We start from the raw sequence: 16,602 nt of genomic DNA, 5'->3' as shown, positions 1-16,602 counted from the left end.
GAGTAGGAACATGAAATTCAGTGAAGACTGGCTGCGGAGCTGGGTAAGCCCGCAGGTCTCCCGCGACGAACTGGTCGCCCGCCTGTCCATGGCCGGCCTCGAAGTCGACAGCGTCACCCCGGTGGCGGGTGCCTTCAGCGGCATCGTGGTGGGCGAGGTGCTTAGCACCGAACAGCACCCGGACGCTGACAAGTTGCGTGTCTGCCAGGTCAGCAACGGCAATGAGACCTTCCAGGTCGTATGCGGCGCCCCCAATGTGCGCCCCGGCCTGAAGATCCCCTTCGCCATGATCGGCGCCGAACTGCCGGGCGACTTCAAGATCAAGAAGGCCAAGCTGCGTGGCGTTGAATCCAACGGCATGCTCTGCTCGGCCTCCGAGCTGCAGATCAGCGACGACAACGACGGCCTGATGGAACTGGCGGCAGACGCCCCGGTCGGTCAGGACATCCGCGCCTACCTCGGCTTGGATGACGTCATAATCGAGCTGGGCCTGACCCCCAACCGCGGCGACTGCCTGAGCCTCTCCGGCCTCGCCCGCGAAGTGGGCGCGCTGTACGCCGCTCCGGTGGTTCGCCCGCAGGTCGCAAGCGTTGCCCCGGCCCACGACGAAGTGCGTCCGGTAGAAGTAACCGCCCCGGCCGCCTGCCCGCGCTACCTCGGCCGCGTGATCCGCAACGTTGACCTGTCCCGCCCGACCCCGCTGTGGATGGTCGAGCGCCTGCGCCGTGCCGACGTGCGCAGCATCGACGCCGCCGTCGACATCACCAACTACGTGATGCTCGAACTCGGCCAGCCCATGCACGCCTTCGACCTCGCCGAAATCAACGGCGGCATCCGTGTGCGCATGGCGGAAGAGGGCGAGAGGCTTGTCCTGCTGGACGGCCAGGAAGTCAGCCTGCGCGCCGACACCCTGGTCATCGCCGACCACACCCGCGCGCTGGCCATCGCCGGCGTCATGGGTGGCGAGCACAGCGGCGTGAGCGACAAGACCCGCGACCTGTTCCTGGAAAGCGCCTTCTTCGACACCATCGCCGTCGCGGGCAAGGCACGTTCCTACGGCCTGCACACCGACTCGTCGCACCGCTTCGAGCGCGGCGTCGACTTCCAACTGGCCCGCGAAGCCATGGAGCGTGCCACCGGCCTGCTGTTGGAAATCGTCGGCGGCGAAGCCGGCCCCATCATCGAAGCCGTGAGCGAAGCCGACCTGCCCAAGGTCGCCCCGGTGACCCTGCGTGCCGAGCGCATCACCCAGATGCTGGGCATGGAAATGGACGCCGCCGAGGTCGAGCGCCTGCTCACCGCGCTGGACCTGAAGGTCACCGCCGAAGGCGCTGGCCAATGGCGCGTTGAAGTACCTAGCCACCGCTTCGACATCAGCCTGGAAGTGGACCTGATCGAAGAGCTTGGCCGCCTCTACGGCTACAACCGCCTGCCGGTTCGTTATCCGCAAGCCCGCCTGGCCCCTCGCGCGCGCGCCGAGGGCGCCGTCGAGCTGCCGGCCCTGCGTCGCCTGCTGGTGGCCCGTGGTTACTTCGAGGCCATCACCTACAGCTTCATCGATCCCAAGCTGTTCGAGCTGTTCAACCCGGGCGTGAAGCCACTGATGCTGGCCAACCCCATCTCCGCCGACATGGCCGCCATGCGTTCCTCGCTCTGGCCGGGCCTGGTCAGCGCCCTGCGGCACAACCTCAACCGTCAACAGTCCCGCGTGCGCCTGTTCGAAAGCGGCCTGCGCTTCGTTGGCCAACTCGAAGGCCTGCAGCAGGAACCCATGCTGGCCGGCGTGCTCTGCGGTTCGCGCCTGCCGGAAGGCTGGGCCCACGGTCGTGACGGCGTGGACTTCTACGACGCCAAGGCCGACGTCGAAGCCATCCTCGGCGCCGCTGGCGACCTGGGTGCTTTCAGTTTCGTGCCCGGCGAGCATCCTGCCCTGCACCCGGGCCAGACCGCCCGCATCGAAAGGGAAGGGCGCCTGGTGGGCTTCCTCGGTGCCCTGCACCCGGAGCTGGCCAAGGCCCTGGACCTGGATCAGCCGGTCTACCTGTTCGAACTGGTACTGGCCGACGTGATGTTTGGCAAGCTGCCGAAGTTCAGCGAACTGTCGCGCTTCCCCGAGGTGCGCCGCGACCTGGCCCTGCTGGTGGATCGCGAGACTCCGGCCGAGTCCGTGCTCGCCACCATCCGTGAGGCCGCCGGCGAATGGCTGACTGACCTCAGGCTATTTGACGTGTATCACGGTAAAGGCATTGATCCGCATAGAAAAAGCCTGGCCGTCGGCTTGACCTGGCAGCATCCATCGCGCACTCTTACTGACGATGAGGTGAACACCACAACGCAGAACATCGTCACCTCGCTGGAAGACAGGTTCAATGCCACGTTAAGGAAGTAGCGTATGGGGGCTCTGACGAAAGCTGAGATGGCTGAACGTCTTTATGAAGAGCTTGGCCTGAATAAACGGGAAGCCAAGGAGCTGGTGGAGCTGTTCTTCGAGGAAATCCGTCAGGCGCTGGAGCACAACGAACAGGTGAAGTTGTCCGGGTTCGGCAATTTCGACTTGCGCGACAAGCGTCAGCGGCCTGGCCGAAACCCGAAGACAGGAGAGGAAATCCCGATCACGGCTCGCCGTGTGGTCACTTTCCGTCCAGGGCAGAAACTCAAAGCCAGGGTCGAAGCTTATGCTGGAACCAAGTCATAACGACGAGCTGCCGCCGATTCCAGGCAAGCGATACTTCACTATTGGCGAAGCTAGTGAACTCTGCGCAGTCAAGCCCCACGTGCTGCGTTACTGGGAGCAGGAATTTCCCCAGCTCAACCCGGTAAAGCGGCGCGGGAACAGGCGCTACTACCAACGACAGGACGTGCTCATGATCCGCCAGATCAGGGCACTTCTCTACGATCAGGGCTTCACCATCGGCGGGGCGCGCCAGCGCCTCTCCGGGGACGAAGCCAAGGAAGACACCACGCAGTACAAGCAGCTCATCCGCCAGATGATCGCCGAGCTCGAGGACGTCCTCCATGTGTTGCGGAAGTAAATTTTCTTGAAAAAAACCTTCCACAATTCAAAAGCTTAAAGTATAGTTCGCTCCGTTCCGGTCACCCGGAACGAGCAACAAACGTCGGGGCGTAGCGCAGCCTGGTAGCGCACTTGCATGGGGTGCAAGGGGTCGAGTGTTCGAATCACTCCGTCCCGACCATATTCAGAGAAAGGCCTAAGTCGAAAGACTTGGGCCTTTTTCGTTTTTGCTTGTTTTCACGGTATCGGGCTCCGGGATTTCTTTTGCTTGGATACCGCCGCTGGAAACGGCGACGCCCAGGTGCAATGCCCGGGTTTCGGAATGCTTTGGGCTTGGTCCTACGCGTACAGCCTTATCGCTGATTGTTGCGACTGCCATCGGGCCAACGAACCCCCATGTAGAGCCTGCCGGGTAGGTACGGGGTGGATGAGAGTTGCCTGATAGACGTATACCGCGAGTTGAGCGCTGTCATAGAATCCAGGGCGAAATTTGCTCTGGATCGGATGTGGTCAATGCAAGGCAAGCAGCAATACATGGAGGTATTGGAGGGGTGGCGCGCCTTTGTTGAGGCGGCTGGGTTAGCCAAGAGTCGTATCCGCGATGCTGATGTTCATGAGCATCAACAGATCAAGCTCGCTAGACGAAGCCTGCAGGAAGACGATTCGGGGTTCTTCCTTTCTCTTTCCGATGCACAGACGTCCAGTCTCAAGGATCGCTTCACCACCCTGGATGAAGAGGGGCGGGGGCGATCAGAAACTTTGCAGCTCGGTTTTCCTTTATTGCGTGTCATCGAGGGGCGGAAGACATTTTTCGTTCCGCTGTTCCGCTACTCATTACCGGATACTTGGCATAGCGCAGTGCCGCTGCAATTGACCGTACCTGTCAAACAGGGCTCTGAAGTTTCACCGAACGTGGATGCTTTCCGCCTGTATCTGGATATCGACATACAGGAGCTGGGTGCTGAACGGCACATGATGAGTATCGCTGCGGCCTGTCTGGAAGACTCGCACGATAGCTTTGGCGCATTGTTCGAGGCATTTCTGCGTTGGGTTGTTCAGCGTTTGGTGGACGTGAACAATAGCCCGACGAAAAGTGCAGAGCCTGCCCTGGAAAAAGCCTTCACGGCGATCATTTGTCCGGAAGTAAACACGGACTTCAATACCAAAGAGCAGCTCAAGGACTACAAGACTCTTCTTCAGCGCTCCGACCTGCAGGCACCCTTGCTTCAGCGATACATCGAGCACCGCACTGATGTACTTGCCGCGCCCCCTTTGGCCTCCCGCACGCCCTACGGGCTGTTCGAGCGCAAGTGTAGTGGTCAACCCATTCCGGACAGTGGGTTAAGTTTTTCTTCGGCCACCGCAGGTGGCAGTCCGTCGTTGAACTGATGCGGCCTGATCCAGTTGTAACGGTGCATCAGGTAATGACTGATGTCCCGTTGAGCTTCCTGGGCGGTCAGGTATCCGGTCGTTGGTACCCATTCCGACTTCAGGCTTCGGAACAGGCGCTCCATCGGCGAGTTGTCCCAGCAATTACCCCGACGGCTCATGCTCTGCTGCATCCGGTAACGCCACAGCCGCTGGCGGAACAGGCGGCTGGCGTACTGGCTGCCCTGATCCGAATGGAACATTACCTGTTGTGGCTTGCCGCGTTGCTCGTAAGCCATGTCCAGGGCCTTGATTACCAACTCGGCATCCGGTTTGGCCGAGAACGCCCAGCCAACTACCCGACGGGTATGTAGATCCAGCACTGCGGCCAGGTAATGCCAGCGACCTTGCGCCCAGACATAGGTGATGTCGCCACACCAGACCTGATTGGGAGTTTCGGTCGTGAACTCGCGATTCAGCCGATTCGGAATATCTGGTCGTTCAACAGTGGCTTGCTTGTAGGCGTGCGAGCCCGGCTGCTTGCTGACCAGGCCCAGTTCACGCATTAGCCGGCGTACACGAAAACGGCCAATCGTCTCGCCACTCTCGCGCAGCATGCCCAAGATGCTCCGGCTTCCGGCCGAGCCTCGACTCTGACTGAACAACTGATTGACCTGGCTGCGTAGCGCCACGCGGCGAGCATCGATACGGCGACATCGAAGACGATGGGCGTAGTAGCAAGAGCGCGCCACATCGAAGGCTGAACAGACCACCTCTACCGGCTCCTGCTCACTCAACTGGTCTATCAGCGCGTACGATCGAGTTCGTCTGACATCAAGAGAGCGGTAGCCTTCCTAAGAAACACCTTCGACGGCCTGTAGCGTGAAGCCGAATTCGGCTGCTCGCCGGTGCAGGCCTCTGACCACGCGCTCACGATATTTTTGCTCATAGTGGTCGGCTCCCGGATCCTGATAAGCCATGCCGAAGCGCATCGCGTTGTAGAACAGGATGGCGATCTTGCGCGCCGTGGCGGTCACCGCCTTGGCCTTGCCGATACGCGCCGACAAGCGTCGATAAAAAGCGCCCAACGCCGTGTTCGTTCTGCCAGTGGTTACGGCAGCCAACCGGAGATGGGCTGTCACCCGATTCTTGGTCTTGCGCGTGTGTGCCGAGAGCACTTTGCCGCCGCTGATCCGGCAACCCGGCGCTAAGGTCAGCCAGGAGGTGAAGTGCTGGGCGGTACGCCAGCGGCTCAGATCGGTACCGCACTCGGCGACTAACCGCAGTGCCAGGTAGGGGCCGATGCCGTGGATCTGGGTCAGATCGACGCCGACCAGTTGATAGAGCAAGACACGGACATCGAAGTTGAGCGCGTTCGGCTGTCGCGCGCGGTGGCGTGGCTTCGGTAGCGGTTCACTGGGTGAGGGGCGCTGCCGGGCGAGCCGCTGCAGGCTCTCGGCAATCTGCTGGTCGCAGACTTCAAGCTGCGCCTGATAGGCGTCGTACATGGCCAATGCCTGCGCCAGGGCAAACACATGTTCCGGCTGGTAATTGCCCACCAGGGCACTCTGGATGGTCTCAACGCTCGACTTGCAGCGGGTATCGCGCAGGGTTGCCAGTGTCGCCGCGTTGCGCTCGCCGGCGACGATCGCCCGGATGATGCGCATGCCGGTGGCCCCGGTAATGTCGGCGACCACATGCTGCAATTGCAGGTTCATGTGGGTGAGCGCCTTCTGCATGTGCTGGATATGCGCCGCGGCGTAATCGAGGTGGCGTTCGCGCAAACGTAGATAACTGCGTAACGCTGCGATCTCGCGCTCGGGATGGAAACTGGCCCGCAGCAAGCCACAGGCATGCAGACGCTGGATCCACTGCGCATCGTTGACGTCGGTCTTGCGCCCAGGCACAGCGCGGGCATCGCGCGCATTGGCCAGCACGACGTGCAAACCGTGGCTCTCGAGAATCTCGTAAACCGGAATCCAATACACCCCGGTCGACTCCATCGCCACCGTGGTGACGCCCAGCTCGACCAGCCAAGCGGCCATGCGCTCCAGGTCGGCGGTAAACGCCTTGAAGGTTTGCACCGGCTCTTCGGCGAGATCGATGGGCACGGCCACCACATGGAAGCGCGATCCGATGTCGATGCCGGCTGCACGCTGGTGAATCACTGGCAGACCCTGCCGCTGTGAACTGGACGTTTTCATGAGAACCCTCCACTTACCGGATGTACTGGACGGGGACTCGGATCAGATCACATTCCTAAACGGGGTCACGAAACGCGCCACCACTCACGGGTCCGCAGCTTCCCCTGGGTCAGGTTTTTTGACGGGGACTGAGCCTCCAAAAGCAGACGACCACTGTCCAGCGCTGTCAGTGTAGTGGTCGTGTTTCTAGCCCAATGGGGCGCGGTGCGCCGGGGAGGCGGTTTTTTAATATCGCTTTCTCCCGCTCCAGCCGGTTGATCCGGGCTTCCAGCTCTTGGATCTTCTGCTGCTCGGGCGTCAGCGCCTTGCTCTTCGGGGTGACTCCCTGGCGCTCATCTTGGAGCTGTTTCACCCAGCGGCGTAATGCCGAGTCCACGACGCCCAGCGAACGGCAGGCTTCGATATGGCTGTAGCCTTGATCCAGTACCAAGGCCGCTGCCTCTCGCTTGAACTCGGCGGAAAACGTACGTCGTTGCTTGTTCATCAGACACCTCTTTCACGGCGAGGATTTTCGCCTAAATCGGTGTCCGGGATCAGTAGACCACTACAAAGAGCGATTATCTCGCAGCTATGGCAAATTGCTCGACGCGCCTTTTGCTCTGGAAAGTTATCGCAATTGGTTAGGCTGCGCGCTAAGCGAAAGCCACGAACATCATTTTGCCTACCATCCAACCCGTGGCTTTGGCTTGTTGTGGGCAACATTGTTTAAGGGCAAATACACCAAAGCTCGGGAGCACCTGCAGAAGACCTACCCTGCCGAGTTCTCGGAATATGGTCTGGCCAGCCTCGACCACTTGCAATTGGCCAGGCTCGCGCAGAATCGCAAAGAGCTGTTTGCCACCGGCAACGCTGAAGAGTTGCTCGAGGCAGCAAAACAGGATGGTATCGATACCCAGAGGGAGAGCGAGTTAGCGCAGCTATTCAAGGATGTGGACGAGCTTGAGCGTCGCATAGGTAATTGGCAGCGTTATGTCGCTGCAGAGCGTGCGCTAAAAGACGAGTTTCCTGAAGGGGATTGGCTCGAAGTGCTGCGCATGCGTTTCATAGCCGAACAACGTGCGCTGTTCGAAAACGCAATCGACTATCTCTGGCAGGAGTTGCTGCGGCAAAAGGCGGAGCTGCGCCAAGTCCTTCCGCTATGGAGCGACATGCTCAATGGCAATCAGAATAGCGGCTTCTACGCCTGGAAGGACAAACTGCAAGAGTTCTACCGCCTCTTGACCTTGGCCTATCCGGTGATGGCCTCGACGCTGGCATCGGTGCACAAGCTGGCCGGCTACAAGCTGGCTGATCTGAATGGGGTCACGCCCTATCACCTGAGCCTCGTGGATGAAGCCGGCATGATCTCGGTGGAGTCCCTGGTGCCCCTGCTGGCTCGCAGCCAGCGGGCGATAGTGGTCGGAGATCCTCTGCAGATCGAGCCCATACGCACGTTAGGAGCGACAACTGCGGAGAAGCTGAAAGCCAAGTACTTCCAGGACAACACGCTGTACGAGGCCGTATCGCCCATGCTGGTCACTGCGTACCACCGCGCGGCCGGCACCTTGACCGGAAGCATTGCCGACATCGGCAGTGGCATCGTTCTGGATGAGCACAGGCGCTGCCAACTGCCCATCGCTTCACTGTTCATGAGCATTGCCGAGTATTCAGGCGTACAGGTGCGTACCGCGGCTCCCGACGCAAACGTTCAAGCGGCCTGCAACAACATGGGCGGCTTCAACCTGATGTTCTACGGCGTGCAGGGGCGCCGAGGCCATCTGCCTAATACCAACGTGGACGAAGTGGAAGCTATCGGGCAGTTGTTGGACAAGCTGGAGGCCGCCGGATACGACCTGACCCAGGATGTGGGCATCATCACTCCGTACTCCAACCAGAAGAGCCTGTTGATCAAGGCCTATGGCGAGCGTCTCAAGCATCGTGTGGCACTCAAGATCGGCTCGGTCCATCAATTCCAGGGCGTCGGCTTCGAAGTCATCATCTACTCACCGGTCATTTTCCAGCGTACTGATCGAGATGCGTTCCAGAACAGCAAACCCAATCTCTTGAACGTTGCGGTATCGCGTGCCAAGCAACAGTTCATTGTGGTCGGTAATCAGCATCGTCTACTTAGCGCCGGCAAGTCTCTGGGGAAAATGGCGGAGGTTTGCTCAGAATCGTTCTTCGTCAACACGGAGCACCAGAGCCCCCTATTCCAAACCGTTAGTACCAACACCGCTAAGCACTATTTCGATTGCGAGCACATTGCTGCATTTGAAGCGTTGGTCAGCTCCAGCCGGCGCTCGTTCACGGTGGTCGCTCCCTGGATTCGTCCAGGCTCTATTCCCAACCATCCACCGTTGAGATTGCTGCGTGAGGCGCAAAAGCGTGGTGTCACAGTCACGGTTTATTACGGCCACGACAGAATGGGGCAAGCCAATGCGGATGATGGCAACCCTAAACTGATCCAGGAGTATCGGCGCCACTTGGGCGCCGAGAACGTCATCCGTCTAGCTGAGGGGACTCACGAAAAGATTCTTTTGGTGGATGACGAAGTAGTAACGGTGGGGAGCTGGAACTGGCTTTCGCACAACTACTATCGCTACTGCGCTATGCCTGATTGGGAGCACCTGGCGTTGCGCCGGGAAACCAGTGTGGAGTTGCGCGACTCCAACTTGGTTGCGGAACTCAAAGCACGCATTACCCAGTAGCTCGGCAAGGCTCCCGAATTTCAGACGCTCCACAAGAGAACATCCTATGCCCACGCCCGTATCACCGCTCTTCATCGGCTGGGATGTCGGTGGCTGGAACTGCGACAAGAACCCCGCCAGCCGCGACGCCCTGGTGGTAATCGATTCCCAGCGTCAGATCACGGGAAAGCCGTGGCGCGGCAATCTGCGCCGATGCATCAACCAGTCAGACAATACTTCGGAGTTTATTGCCAAGCTTCTTGAACTATGTGAGCTGGATTCCACCGGAGTCATCGAGACACCCGTGGTATTGGCCATCGATACGCCCCTGGGATTCTCGAGCGCCTTCATCGATCTGATCATGCAAGGTAGGGCGGCCGGCCCTATCGAAAACTCTGCTAGCAACCCTTATCTGTTCCGACACACCGAGCGCTTCCTCTTCGAAAGAGGACTTAGCCCGCTCTCAGCGGTCAAGGATATGATCGGCAGCCAGGCGACCAAGGGCATGCATGTGCTTGCGCGCTTTGCGCCCTACATCGAGCGCTGCGGTGTGTGGACGGACAGCCAACATCTCCGTGTCATCGAGGCTTATCCGGCCTCCGGCAAGCGCTCGACGGTGATGCGTGATTTGCTGCAGTTCTATGATCGTCCACAGCATATGGGGCAAACCGATCAGTGGGATGCATTGGCCTGCGCGCTGATCGCCTGGGTATTCCACTTTCAGTCGGAACTGCTCGCGCAGCCTTGTGCCGACGCGCCGGAAAGAGAAGGCTGGATCTTTGTTCCTGCGGATGGGCTGGTTGCCCCGACTGAAAATTAACCCCGTAGCGGCGCAATAGCGGCCGCATTTCTCGGTGCGGAGGAGTTACCCGAGCCGCTCCCTGAAATATTCCGCCGTCTCCCCATCCGTGCAGAACACATAACACCCCTTCATCCCGCGCGTCATAAGCGTCCGGTACGTGTTCTTGATGATCAGGTCCGTCTCCTGCTTGGCCAGGTCCGGATGCACCTTCATCAATTTCTTGTACCCACGAATCGACTTGTCGTGTTTGTCGCGCTGATCCGGCGCAGTGATGACCTGGCCGTTCCTCACGAGCAGGTCAGGGCCGATGATCACGCCGATGTAATCCACTTCCAGCCCTTGGCAGGTATGAATGCAACCCACCTGCTCAATGGAATTGTCGGCGATGATCCAGAGGCTTCCGTCCTGGTCGAGATTCCATTGTCGGCGATAGTTCTTGCCGATGACTATGTCGTGCTCGGTAGGATCCTTTTTGCTTCTCCAGGGCCAGCAGTAACCGGCGACTACGCGTGCCTTGTTGGCGCTGTTCTTCGCGTCGATGGCTGCATGCAGCGCCTCGGGCGTATCGAACACCTTGAACTCATACTTGATGCCGCTGAGCTGCTTGTTGGCGGTGGAGCGGATGTTCAGCACGTCATCCAGCCAGGCCAGGTAGCCGTCTGAGCCACTGCAACGGAACTGCGATGCCAGGTTGAATTCCTCGACTATGGCGCCTTTGGCTTCCGCGAACTCCCTGATGGATTGCTTGCTGCCAATATCGCTAAGCGTGACGCGCTGGTCTTCGTCGATGAAGAAGATCGTGCACTTGGATGCATCGATCAGTTCCTTGATCTGGTTCTCGCCCAGGTTTCCGTAAAGGCCGCTCTTTTCATTCAGGCGGTGGGCCTCGTCGACTATCAGCATGTCGAACGTGTTCAGCTCGGTATCAATGAAAGAGCCCGAACCGGTGAACATGTGCGAGAAGCGGCTACGAGTGATTGCGCCGACCAGCTTTGATTCGTAAACCTTGCGCGGTGCGGCGTTCTTGGAAACGTACTTGCCCACCAGACCGAGCGACGTGAGATGCACGAGCAGGTTGATCGCCAGCACCGTCTTGCCTGTACCAGGGCCGCCTTCAATGATCAGAACCCTTGGCTTCTGTTCGGATGCTGACTTGGCAGCTGCTATCGCCGACTCGTAGACCTCTTTCTGGTCATCGATCAGCACGAACTCCGGTTGAGCAGCCAATAGACCTTTCAATGAATCGGCAAGCGCCTTGGATGGACGGATTCTCCCGTTTGCCAACTGATACAGCACCTGCTTCGAGTCGCCGCACCGGATGTGCTTTTTGATGAAAGCGCGTAGGCGCTCCAGCTCTTCCTTGCCTTTCAGAAAGAGGGGAGCCTTCTCCATATAGGCCTGGTAGTGGGGCGAGTCGATCGGGTTCTACCCCATTTCCACGGACGGTTTGAAAAGGGCTGAAAACTTCAAATCTTGCCGGGCGACTCTACGACGCATTCGTGGGTTATGGGTTCTACCCCATTTCCACGGACGGTTTGAAAAGGGCTGAAAACTTCAGATCTTGCCGGGCGACTCTACGACGCATTCGTGGGTTATGAAACCGCTCGATGTAGTCGAATAAATCCGCCCGAGCTTCATCACGAGTTCGATACGATTGATGGGCAACGCGCTCCCGTTTGAGCTGACCGAAGAAGCCTTCACAGGCAGCGTTGTCGCCGCAATGCCCGACGGCACTCATGCTGCAGACCAGCGTGTTGCGATTCAGAAAGCGCTGGTAGTCAGCACTGGTGAATTGGCTACCGCGATCCGAATGTAGGATCACCGACCAGTCACCTTGGCGCTGCCAGATCGCCATCTCCACCGCTCGAATCACCATCTGCCGATCCTGACGGTGATGCATCGACCAACCGATCACCAACTTGCTGTACAGGTCGAGCACCACGCATAGGAAGAGCTTGCCTTCCAGTGTGGCTATCTCCGTGATATCCGTGACCCACTTGCGCTCCGGTTCCTGCACGGTGAAATCGCGCTCCAGCAGGTTTTTCACGCCTGCTGGACGGCCGCTGGCGACTCTTCCAAAGCCACGTCTCTTACGGCGGGGCCAGCCTTGAATGCGCTCAGCGGCCATCAGGCGAGCAACGCGGTTCAGGCTGACGATTTCGCCCTCGTCGAGCAGATCCTCGTGCATCCGTGGCGCTCCGATCACTCCACGGCTGTCCTCGTGGATCTCCCGAATACGCCTCACCAGGCGCGCATTCTCTTGAGCACGTGGGCTTGGCTCGCGATCCTGCCAGGCGTAATAGCCACTGGCAGAAACCTTCAGACAACGGCACATCAGTCGTACCGGGTACTCGTTGCGGCAGCGCTGGATCACCGTGTACCGCTCGATGACTCCTTGGCAAAGTACGCTGCCGCGTCTCTTAAAAAATCACGTTCCTTGGTTACTCGGGCCAACTCGCGCTTGAGGCGGGCAAGCTCCTCATCCCGCGGACTTCCCGTTCCAGGGAAGGCTTTCTCTGCGCTTGGTTGTGCCTCCCGAACCCAGCGTGTGAGCAGGTTGGGAGCAACACCAATCTCCAGGGCCACCTGTCGGCAGCTCGCCCCTGAACGACGAACCAGCTCGATGGCTTCCCGCTTGAATTCGGGGCTGTATTTCTTGCGCTTGGACATGAACACTCCTTTAGCTCGACGTGAGCTTACTCGAAAGTGTCCGTGCTAACGGGGTAGAACCCAGGAAAGGCCAGTAATCAGAAGCACCTGCATGGAACCGCGCAGCATTGCGTGGAGATTGCGAATCTGCCAACTGACTGATATCGCTCCCAGGAAGGTGAAGGTACTGACGAAAAGGACCACGTTCTTCCAGTTGATGAAACTGAAGCCGAACACACTCGGATCGGGCACGGCATAGGTAATCAGTGCCCACATGATGCCCAGGAGCGCTCCCAGGCCGGTCATGATGCGTGCGACCAGCGACGTGATCTTGCTGGAGCGGGTGGAGGGGAGGGGCAGTTCCTGCTGTGTCATGGGTGACTCCATTTGCTTGAATCGAGACCTGTCCAGGCTTCCTTGCGCTAACGAATCGGCGATGCCGTAGCCGTCGTAAAAAAGGGAAATCGCCTATCAAGAGTTATGGCAGCTGGCCATTATCCATCTGGTCACTGTTCGGTAAAGACCTGCCTGCACCTGACTAGCTTGATAAACGTGGGCGGTTCGCGAGCAAGCTCGCTCCTATATCAGCGAGACGCGCCTGGAGCAGGCGCACCGTCTGCTTAGTAGCCCGCAGGCCAGCGGGCTGGATATCAGTGAGGTCGCCTATCGCCACGGCTTTGCCAGCCAGGCACACTTCGCCCGCAGCTTCAAGGCGCGCTTCGGCTGTACGCCGAGCGAAGCGCGCCAGGCAGCGAGTGGCGGCTAGCCGGTGTACGAACAGGTTGAACCACTCGAACCCATTCAAAGAAAAGGAGTTCTACCCAATGAGCACTCGAACATTCCGCAAAGCCGTCCCCACCGATGCGCCAACCTGCATCGACATACGCGCCCGAACCCGGGAAAACGCGTTCTCCGAAGAGGAGCTGAGAGCCTTGGGCATTACCGTCGATACCTGGAGCGAAGGCATCCGCGACGGCAGTTCCCCCGGCTATGTCTGCTGTGTGGACGATCAAATGATCGGCTACTGCTTCGGCGATAGGGATACCGGGGAGATCGTGGTGCTGGCGCTGCTGCCCGAGTTCGAAGGGCAGGGGATTGGCCGGGCGCTGCTGCAGCGGGTGGTGGATGACTTCAGGGCGGCAGGATTCCAGCGGCTCTTTCTCGGCTGCTCGGCCGATGCCGCCGTTCGCTCATACGGCTTCTATCGGCACCTGGGCTGGGTCTCCACTGGGGAATTGGACGAGATCGGCGACGAGATTCTGGAGTTCCGACTCGGGTAGTGCGGCTGCCGGGCAGGAGACACGTGGCGCACCGGGCAATCAGTGCTGGTATCACGCGCTAGGCTCACTCGGGGCGGCCCAACGCTCGCTCATACCGAATGCTGAACAAATCAGGAGTATCCATGCCAGCTGTGCGCGCGTGCACCTTGCCCGCCTGTTCCCTCTTGGGGCCCTACGTTGAGCGCGGCGCATACACGGACTGTTACGTCGCTGAACTGGGCCGGCCGGTGACACACGGCGAGTTCGTGGCAGCGTTCTACACGACCCGCCTCTTCAAAGTTGAGCGCTGGCTACTGGCCAATTTCCTGTCTCGCCCCTCTACCGATGCCGAAGCGCGAGCGCTTGCAGAGGGGAGCTCGAGCCGTTTCGCTGCCTGGTCCGTTGAGCGTCGCGCGCCTGATCAAATCGTGCTGGCTGCTGGCCAAACGCGATCCTGGCTGATGGTGGCCCCCACTCCATCAGGCGGTGGCGCGACGCAGTTGTATTTCGGCTCCGCCGTCGTACCTGGCCGGGCTTCGGGCAGCGCGTCTGGTCGCATGGGGTGGCAGTTCAGGGCGTTGCTCGGCTTTCACACGCTCTACTCCCGGGCCCTCCTGGCGGCTGCAGCCCGAAAGCTGGTTGTGCCAGGGTAAGGTTCGGTATGCGCGCGGAATGACCTGCACTGCGATGACAGCAACCGGCGCTGCCCCTACCTGCCAGCCCGCGAAATGTACTCGATGAACAGCCGGAACAGGTCGGAGGATCGTGACCAAGCGAGCGCAGGCTCAAACGGGTATCGGGAGCGGGTTGTTTCAATCCCTATTGCAGGCTCTCGTCTCCGCTGACGGATTCCCTATCGGTCCGAACACGTGCAGGTTAAATCCAATATTTCGCTCGTTATTTGGCCTAATCTGCGGATAAGACTCGAATTTGTGAGGTTATGCGGTTGCGCCATGGGTGCTGTATAACTCTATAATTCCGAATGTTAAGTGCGATCCTTGGGTTTAATGCTCAATATGATGAATTTAAGCCTTATCAAGCCGGGTGAGGTGGTCAAGCTGCTTTGCGCGCGCCTGCGCCAGGAGCGTCTGGCCCAGCAGATGACGCAGGCCGAGGTGGCCGCCCGCGCCGGCATCGGGGTTGGCACGCTGTCCAATCTGGAGGCGGGGCGCAGTGTGGCATTTGACAGTGTGGTTCGCGTGGCCATGGTCCTGGGGCGTCTCAACGAGCTGGAGCAGTTGTTCATGCCGCAGTTGGACTCCCTGGACGACATCCTTCGTTATGAGCAAGGTGCTCAGCGTCAGCGTGTCAAAAGGAAATCCGACATTGGCTAAGCAAGTCGACGTCTACTACGACGGTTGGGGGGAGCATTGGCGCTGGGGTTCGCTCGTCTCCTCGACCGCGCTTACCGGGCGCCCGCTGATTGCCTTTGAGTACAGCGAAGAGGCACTGGCTCGGGGGCTGGAGCTGTCGGCCCTGCGCCTGCCCCTGAAGGGGCCAAGGCTGCGCAAGGATTTTCCCGATCATCAGCTATGGTTGCCGGGGCCGGTCTATGACTCGCTGCCCGACGGCTGGGGCATGCTGCTGATGGATCGCCTGTTCAAGCGCCGTGGTCTCAACCCTGCGCACATTGGCCCCTTGGAACGTCTGGCCTACATCGGTCCCCATGCCATGGGGGCGATGTCGTTCGAGCCCGTGGCGTCTGAGCTGTCCACATCGCCCGAAGAGATTCCCCTTGAGCAACTGGCCGCAGAGGTTCAGCGCGTGCTCGATGGTGAGGGCGGGGAGTTCCTGCTGCAACTGCTGCAAATGGGCGGCTCGCCGCACGGCGCGCGGCCAAAGGCGTTGCTCTATCGCGATCCTGAGTTCGGCCGCTTCAGCACAGCGGCGGCACCTGGCCTGGAAGCCTGGTTGATCAAGTTCCCGGCGGCGCGAGAGCACCCCGAGGTATGCGCCGTCGAAGCTGTCTATGCACACTGCCTGCGCGAATGTGCCATCGACACCGCGGACACCGAACACTTCGAGTTGCCGAATGGACAGGCTGCCTTCGCCACCCGCCGCTTCGACCGGCAAAAGGGCATGCGTGTCCCCATGCAAAGCCTCGCGGCTTTTACCGGCGCGGACTTCCGTGCAGCCGGCGCGCTGGATTACACCAATTTCCTACGGGCGACCCAGTTCTGCTGCAACGACGTGCGGGAGAAAGCGGTTGCCTTCGAGCGAATCGTGTTCAACGTAGTGTTCAACAACCGCGACGACCACCCCAAGAACTTCGCCTACCTCATGTCGCCGAGCGGCCAATGGAAGCTGGCCCCGGCTTACGACGTGACCTTCTGCGAAGGGCCGGGTGGATACCACCAGATGGACGTGATGGGCGAGGCGTTTGGCATCACGCGCAAGCATCTGCTCAGGCTCGCTATGGAGGAGGCGGATCTCTCGGCCAGGGACACCGCCGACATCATCGAGCGGATCTGCCACGTAGCCAGCGGCTTCGCTGCCAGTGCCAAGCGCCAGTTCCCCAATGGCATCACCCCTGACACCTTGCGCACGATACAGACACGCATTGACGACAACATCGCGCGGCTCAGCTCGTAAGTCTTGCCACAGCGACCGCTACCGGCGGCGCGCTTATCTTTCCTATTGC

At 59.8% G+C, this 16,602-nt stretch carries 12 protein-coding genes, 1 tRNA gene and 4 pseudogenes; 11 read left to right on the top strand and 6 right to left on the bottom strand.

From position 1 onward, the window contains the following. The first annotated feature begins 10 nt into the window (after nt 1-10). From pheT to PJW05_RS16690, 5 genes are all read left to right on the top strand, one after another. Nucleotides 11-2,389 (top strand): phenylalanine--tRNA ligase subunit beta, encoded by a 2,379-nt coding sequence (gene pheT / locus PJW05_RS16710; RefSeq protein ID WP_271408104.1) that lies wholly within the window; start codon nt 11-13, stop codon nt 2,387-2,389. Nucleotides 2,390-2,392: 3 nt separating this feature from the next. Beyond that, complete coding sequence (ihfA, locus tag PJW05_RS16705; protein WP_003282572.1) at nt 2,393-2,695, top strand: integration host factor subunit alpha; 303 nt, start codon at nt 2,393-2,395, stop codon at nt 2,693-2,695. Then, a complete protein-coding gene (locus tag PJW05_RS16700) occupies nt 2,676-3,032 on the top strand; it encodes a MerR family transcriptional regulator (RefSeq protein WP_271408103.1) in 357 nt (118 codons plus the stop codon). The genes ihfA and PJW05_RS16700 overlap by 20 nt, the downstream gene beginning before the upstream one ends. Nucleotides 3,033-3,117: 85 nt before the next feature. After that, nucleotides 3,118-3,194, top strand: a tRNA-Pro gene (locus tag PJW05_RS16695). 332 nt (nt 3,195-3,526) lie between these two features. Beyond that, nucleotides 3,527-4,402, top strand: a complete 876-nt coding sequence (locus PJW05_RS16690; RefSeq protein ID WP_271408102.1) for a hypothetical protein — start codon at nt 3,527-3,529, stop codon at nt 4,400-4,402. On the opposite strand, the pseudogene PJW05_RS16685 reads toward PJW05_RS16690, so the two are convergent. The 3 genes and pseudogenes from PJW05_RS16685 to PJW05_RS16675 all read right to left on the bottom strand — a co-directional run. After that, nucleotides 4,333-5,235 (bottom strand): annotated as a pseudogene (locus PJW05_RS16685) (IS3 family transposase); the annotation flags it as partial. The gene PJW05_RS16690 and the pseudogene PJW05_RS16685 sit on opposite strands and share 70 nt — an antisense overlap. Further along, nucleotides 5,236-6,585 (bottom strand): IS110 family transposase, encoded by a 1,350-nt coding sequence (locus PJW05_RS16680; protein WP_442969162.1) that lies wholly within the window; start codon nt 6,583-6,585, stop codon nt 5,236-5,238. A gap of 223 nt (nt 6,586-6,808) precedes the next feature. Continuing rightward, nucleotides 6,809-7,069: pseudogene (locus PJW05_RS16675) on the bottom strand (transposase); the annotation flags it as partial. On the opposite strand from PJW05_RS16675, the gene PJW05_RS16670 reads away from it, so the two are divergent. Together PJW05_RS16670 and PJW05_RS16665 are read left to right on the top strand one after the other, a co-directional pair. Continuing rightward, on the top strand, nt 7,062-9,272 hold the full coding sequence (locus PJW05_RS16670; protein ID WP_271408101.1) for an AAA domain-containing protein: 2,211 nt from the start codon (nt 7,062-7,064) through the stop codon (nt 9,270-9,272). The pseudogene PJW05_RS16675 and the gene PJW05_RS16670 sit on opposite strands and share 8 nt — an antisense overlap. A gap of 46 nt (nt 9,273-9,318) precedes the next feature. Next, the gene (locus tag PJW05_RS16665) at nt 9,319-10,071 is read left to right on the top strand and encodes a hypothetical protein (RefSeq protein ID WP_271408100.1); all 753 of its coding nucleotides are present in this window, start codon (nt 9,319-9,321) and stop codon (nt 10,069-10,071) included. A 45-nt stretch (nt 10,072-10,116) separates the two neighbouring features. Here the strand turns inward: PJW05_RS16665 and PJW05_RS16660 are convergent. The 3 genes and pseudogenes from PJW05_RS16660 to PJW05_RS16650 form a co-directional block, all read right to left on the bottom strand. Next, a pseudogene (locus PJW05_RS16660) lies at nt 10,117-11,472 on the bottom strand (DUF2075 domain-containing protein); the annotation flags it as partial. Between the two features lie 94 nt (nt 11,473-11,566). Continuing rightward, nucleotides 11,567-12,723 (bottom strand): IS3 family transposase gene (locus tag PJW05_RS16655; protein ID WP_271408054.1). Its coding sequence is split into 2 segments (ribosomal slippage): nt 11,567-12,474 and nt 12,474-12,723, totalling 1,158 coding nucleotides; the frame shifts between segments, so codons are not numbered across the junction. Nucleotides 12,724-12,768: 45 nt separating this feature from the next. After that, nucleotides 12,769-13,077, bottom strand: a complete 309-nt coding sequence (locus PJW05_RS16650; RefSeq protein WP_271408099.1) for a hypothetical protein — start codon at nt 13,075-13,077, stop codon at nt 12,769-12,771. A 205-nt stretch (nt 13,078-13,282) separates the two neighbouring features. Here PJW05_RS16650 and PJW05_RS16645 point away from each other — a divergent pair. From PJW05_RS16645 to PJW05_RS16630, 4 genes and pseudogenes are all read left to right on the top strand, one after another. Further along, nucleotides 13,283-13,468 (top strand): annotated as a pseudogene (locus tag PJW05_RS16645) (helix-turn-helix transcriptional regulator); the annotation flags it as partial. Nucleotides 13,469-13,526: 58 nt separating this feature from the next. Further along, the gene (locus PJW05_RS16640; RefSeq protein WP_271408098.1) at nt 13,527-13,982 is read left to right on the top strand and encodes a GNAT family N-acetyltransferase; all 456 of its coding nucleotides are present in this window, start codon (nt 13,527-13,529) and stop codon (nt 13,980-13,982) included. A gap of 995 nt (nt 13,983-14,977) precedes the next feature. Then, nucleotides 14,978-15,295, top strand: a complete 318-nt coding sequence (locus PJW05_RS16635) for a helix-turn-helix domain-containing protein (RefSeq protein ID WP_271412242.1) — start codon at nt 14,978-14,980, stop codon at nt 15,293-15,295. Next, complete coding sequence (locus PJW05_RS16630; RefSeq protein WP_271408097.1) at nt 15,288-16,553, top strand: type II toxin-antitoxin system HipA family toxin; 1,266 nt, start codon at nt 15,288-15,290, stop codon at nt 16,551-16,553. The genes PJW05_RS16635 and PJW05_RS16630 overlap by 8 nt, the downstream gene beginning before the upstream one ends. Nucleotides 16,554-16,602 lie beyond the last annotated feature (49 nt).

The organism is Pseudomonas sp. Q1-7 (assembly GCF_028010285.1).
GTDB lineage: Bacteria > Pseudomonadota > Gammaproteobacteria > Pseudomonadales > Pseudomonadaceae > Metapseudomonas.
Note: the sequence above shows the minus strand (reverse complement) of the source record. Positions and strands in the feature narration are given on the sequence as shown.

Bases quoted from the DNA above. Each gene is read 5' to 3' on its own strand.
- pheT (WP_271408104.1), top strand. From the start codon at position 11: ATGAAATTCAGTGAAGACTGGCTGCGGAGCTGGGTAAGCCCGCAGGTC.
- ihfA (WP_003282572.1), top strand. From the start codon at position 2,393: ATGGGGGCTCTGACGAAAGCTGAGATGGCTGAACGTCTTTATGAAGAG.
- PJW05_RS16700 (WP_271408103.1), top strand. From the start codon at position 2,676: ATGCTGGAACCAAGTCATAACGACGAGCTGCCGCCGATTCCAGGCAAG.
- PJW05_RS16690 (WP_271408102.1), top strand. From the start codon at position 3,527: ATGCAAGGCAAGCAGCAATACATGGAGGTATTGGAGGGGTGGCGCGCC.
- PJW05_RS16680 (WP_442969162.1), bottom strand. From the start codon at position 6,585: ATGAAAACGTCCAGTTCACAGCGGCAGGGTCTGCCAGTGATTCACCAG.
- PJW05_RS16665 (WP_271408100.1), top strand. From the start codon at position 9,319: ATGCCCACGCCCGTATCACCGCTCTTCATCGGCTGGGATGTCGGTGGC.
- PJW05_RS16650 (WP_271408099.1), bottom strand. From the start codon at position 13,077: ATGACACAGCAGGAACTGCCCCTCCCCTCCACCCGCTCCAGCAAGATC.
- PJW05_RS16640 (WP_271408098.1), top strand. From the start codon at position 13,527: ATGAGCACTCGAACATTCCGCAAAGCCGTCCCCACCGATGCGCCAACC.
- PJW05_RS16635 (WP_271412242.1), top strand. From the start codon at position 14,978: ATGATGAATTTAAGCCTTATCAAGCCGGGTGAGGTGGTCAAGCTGCTT.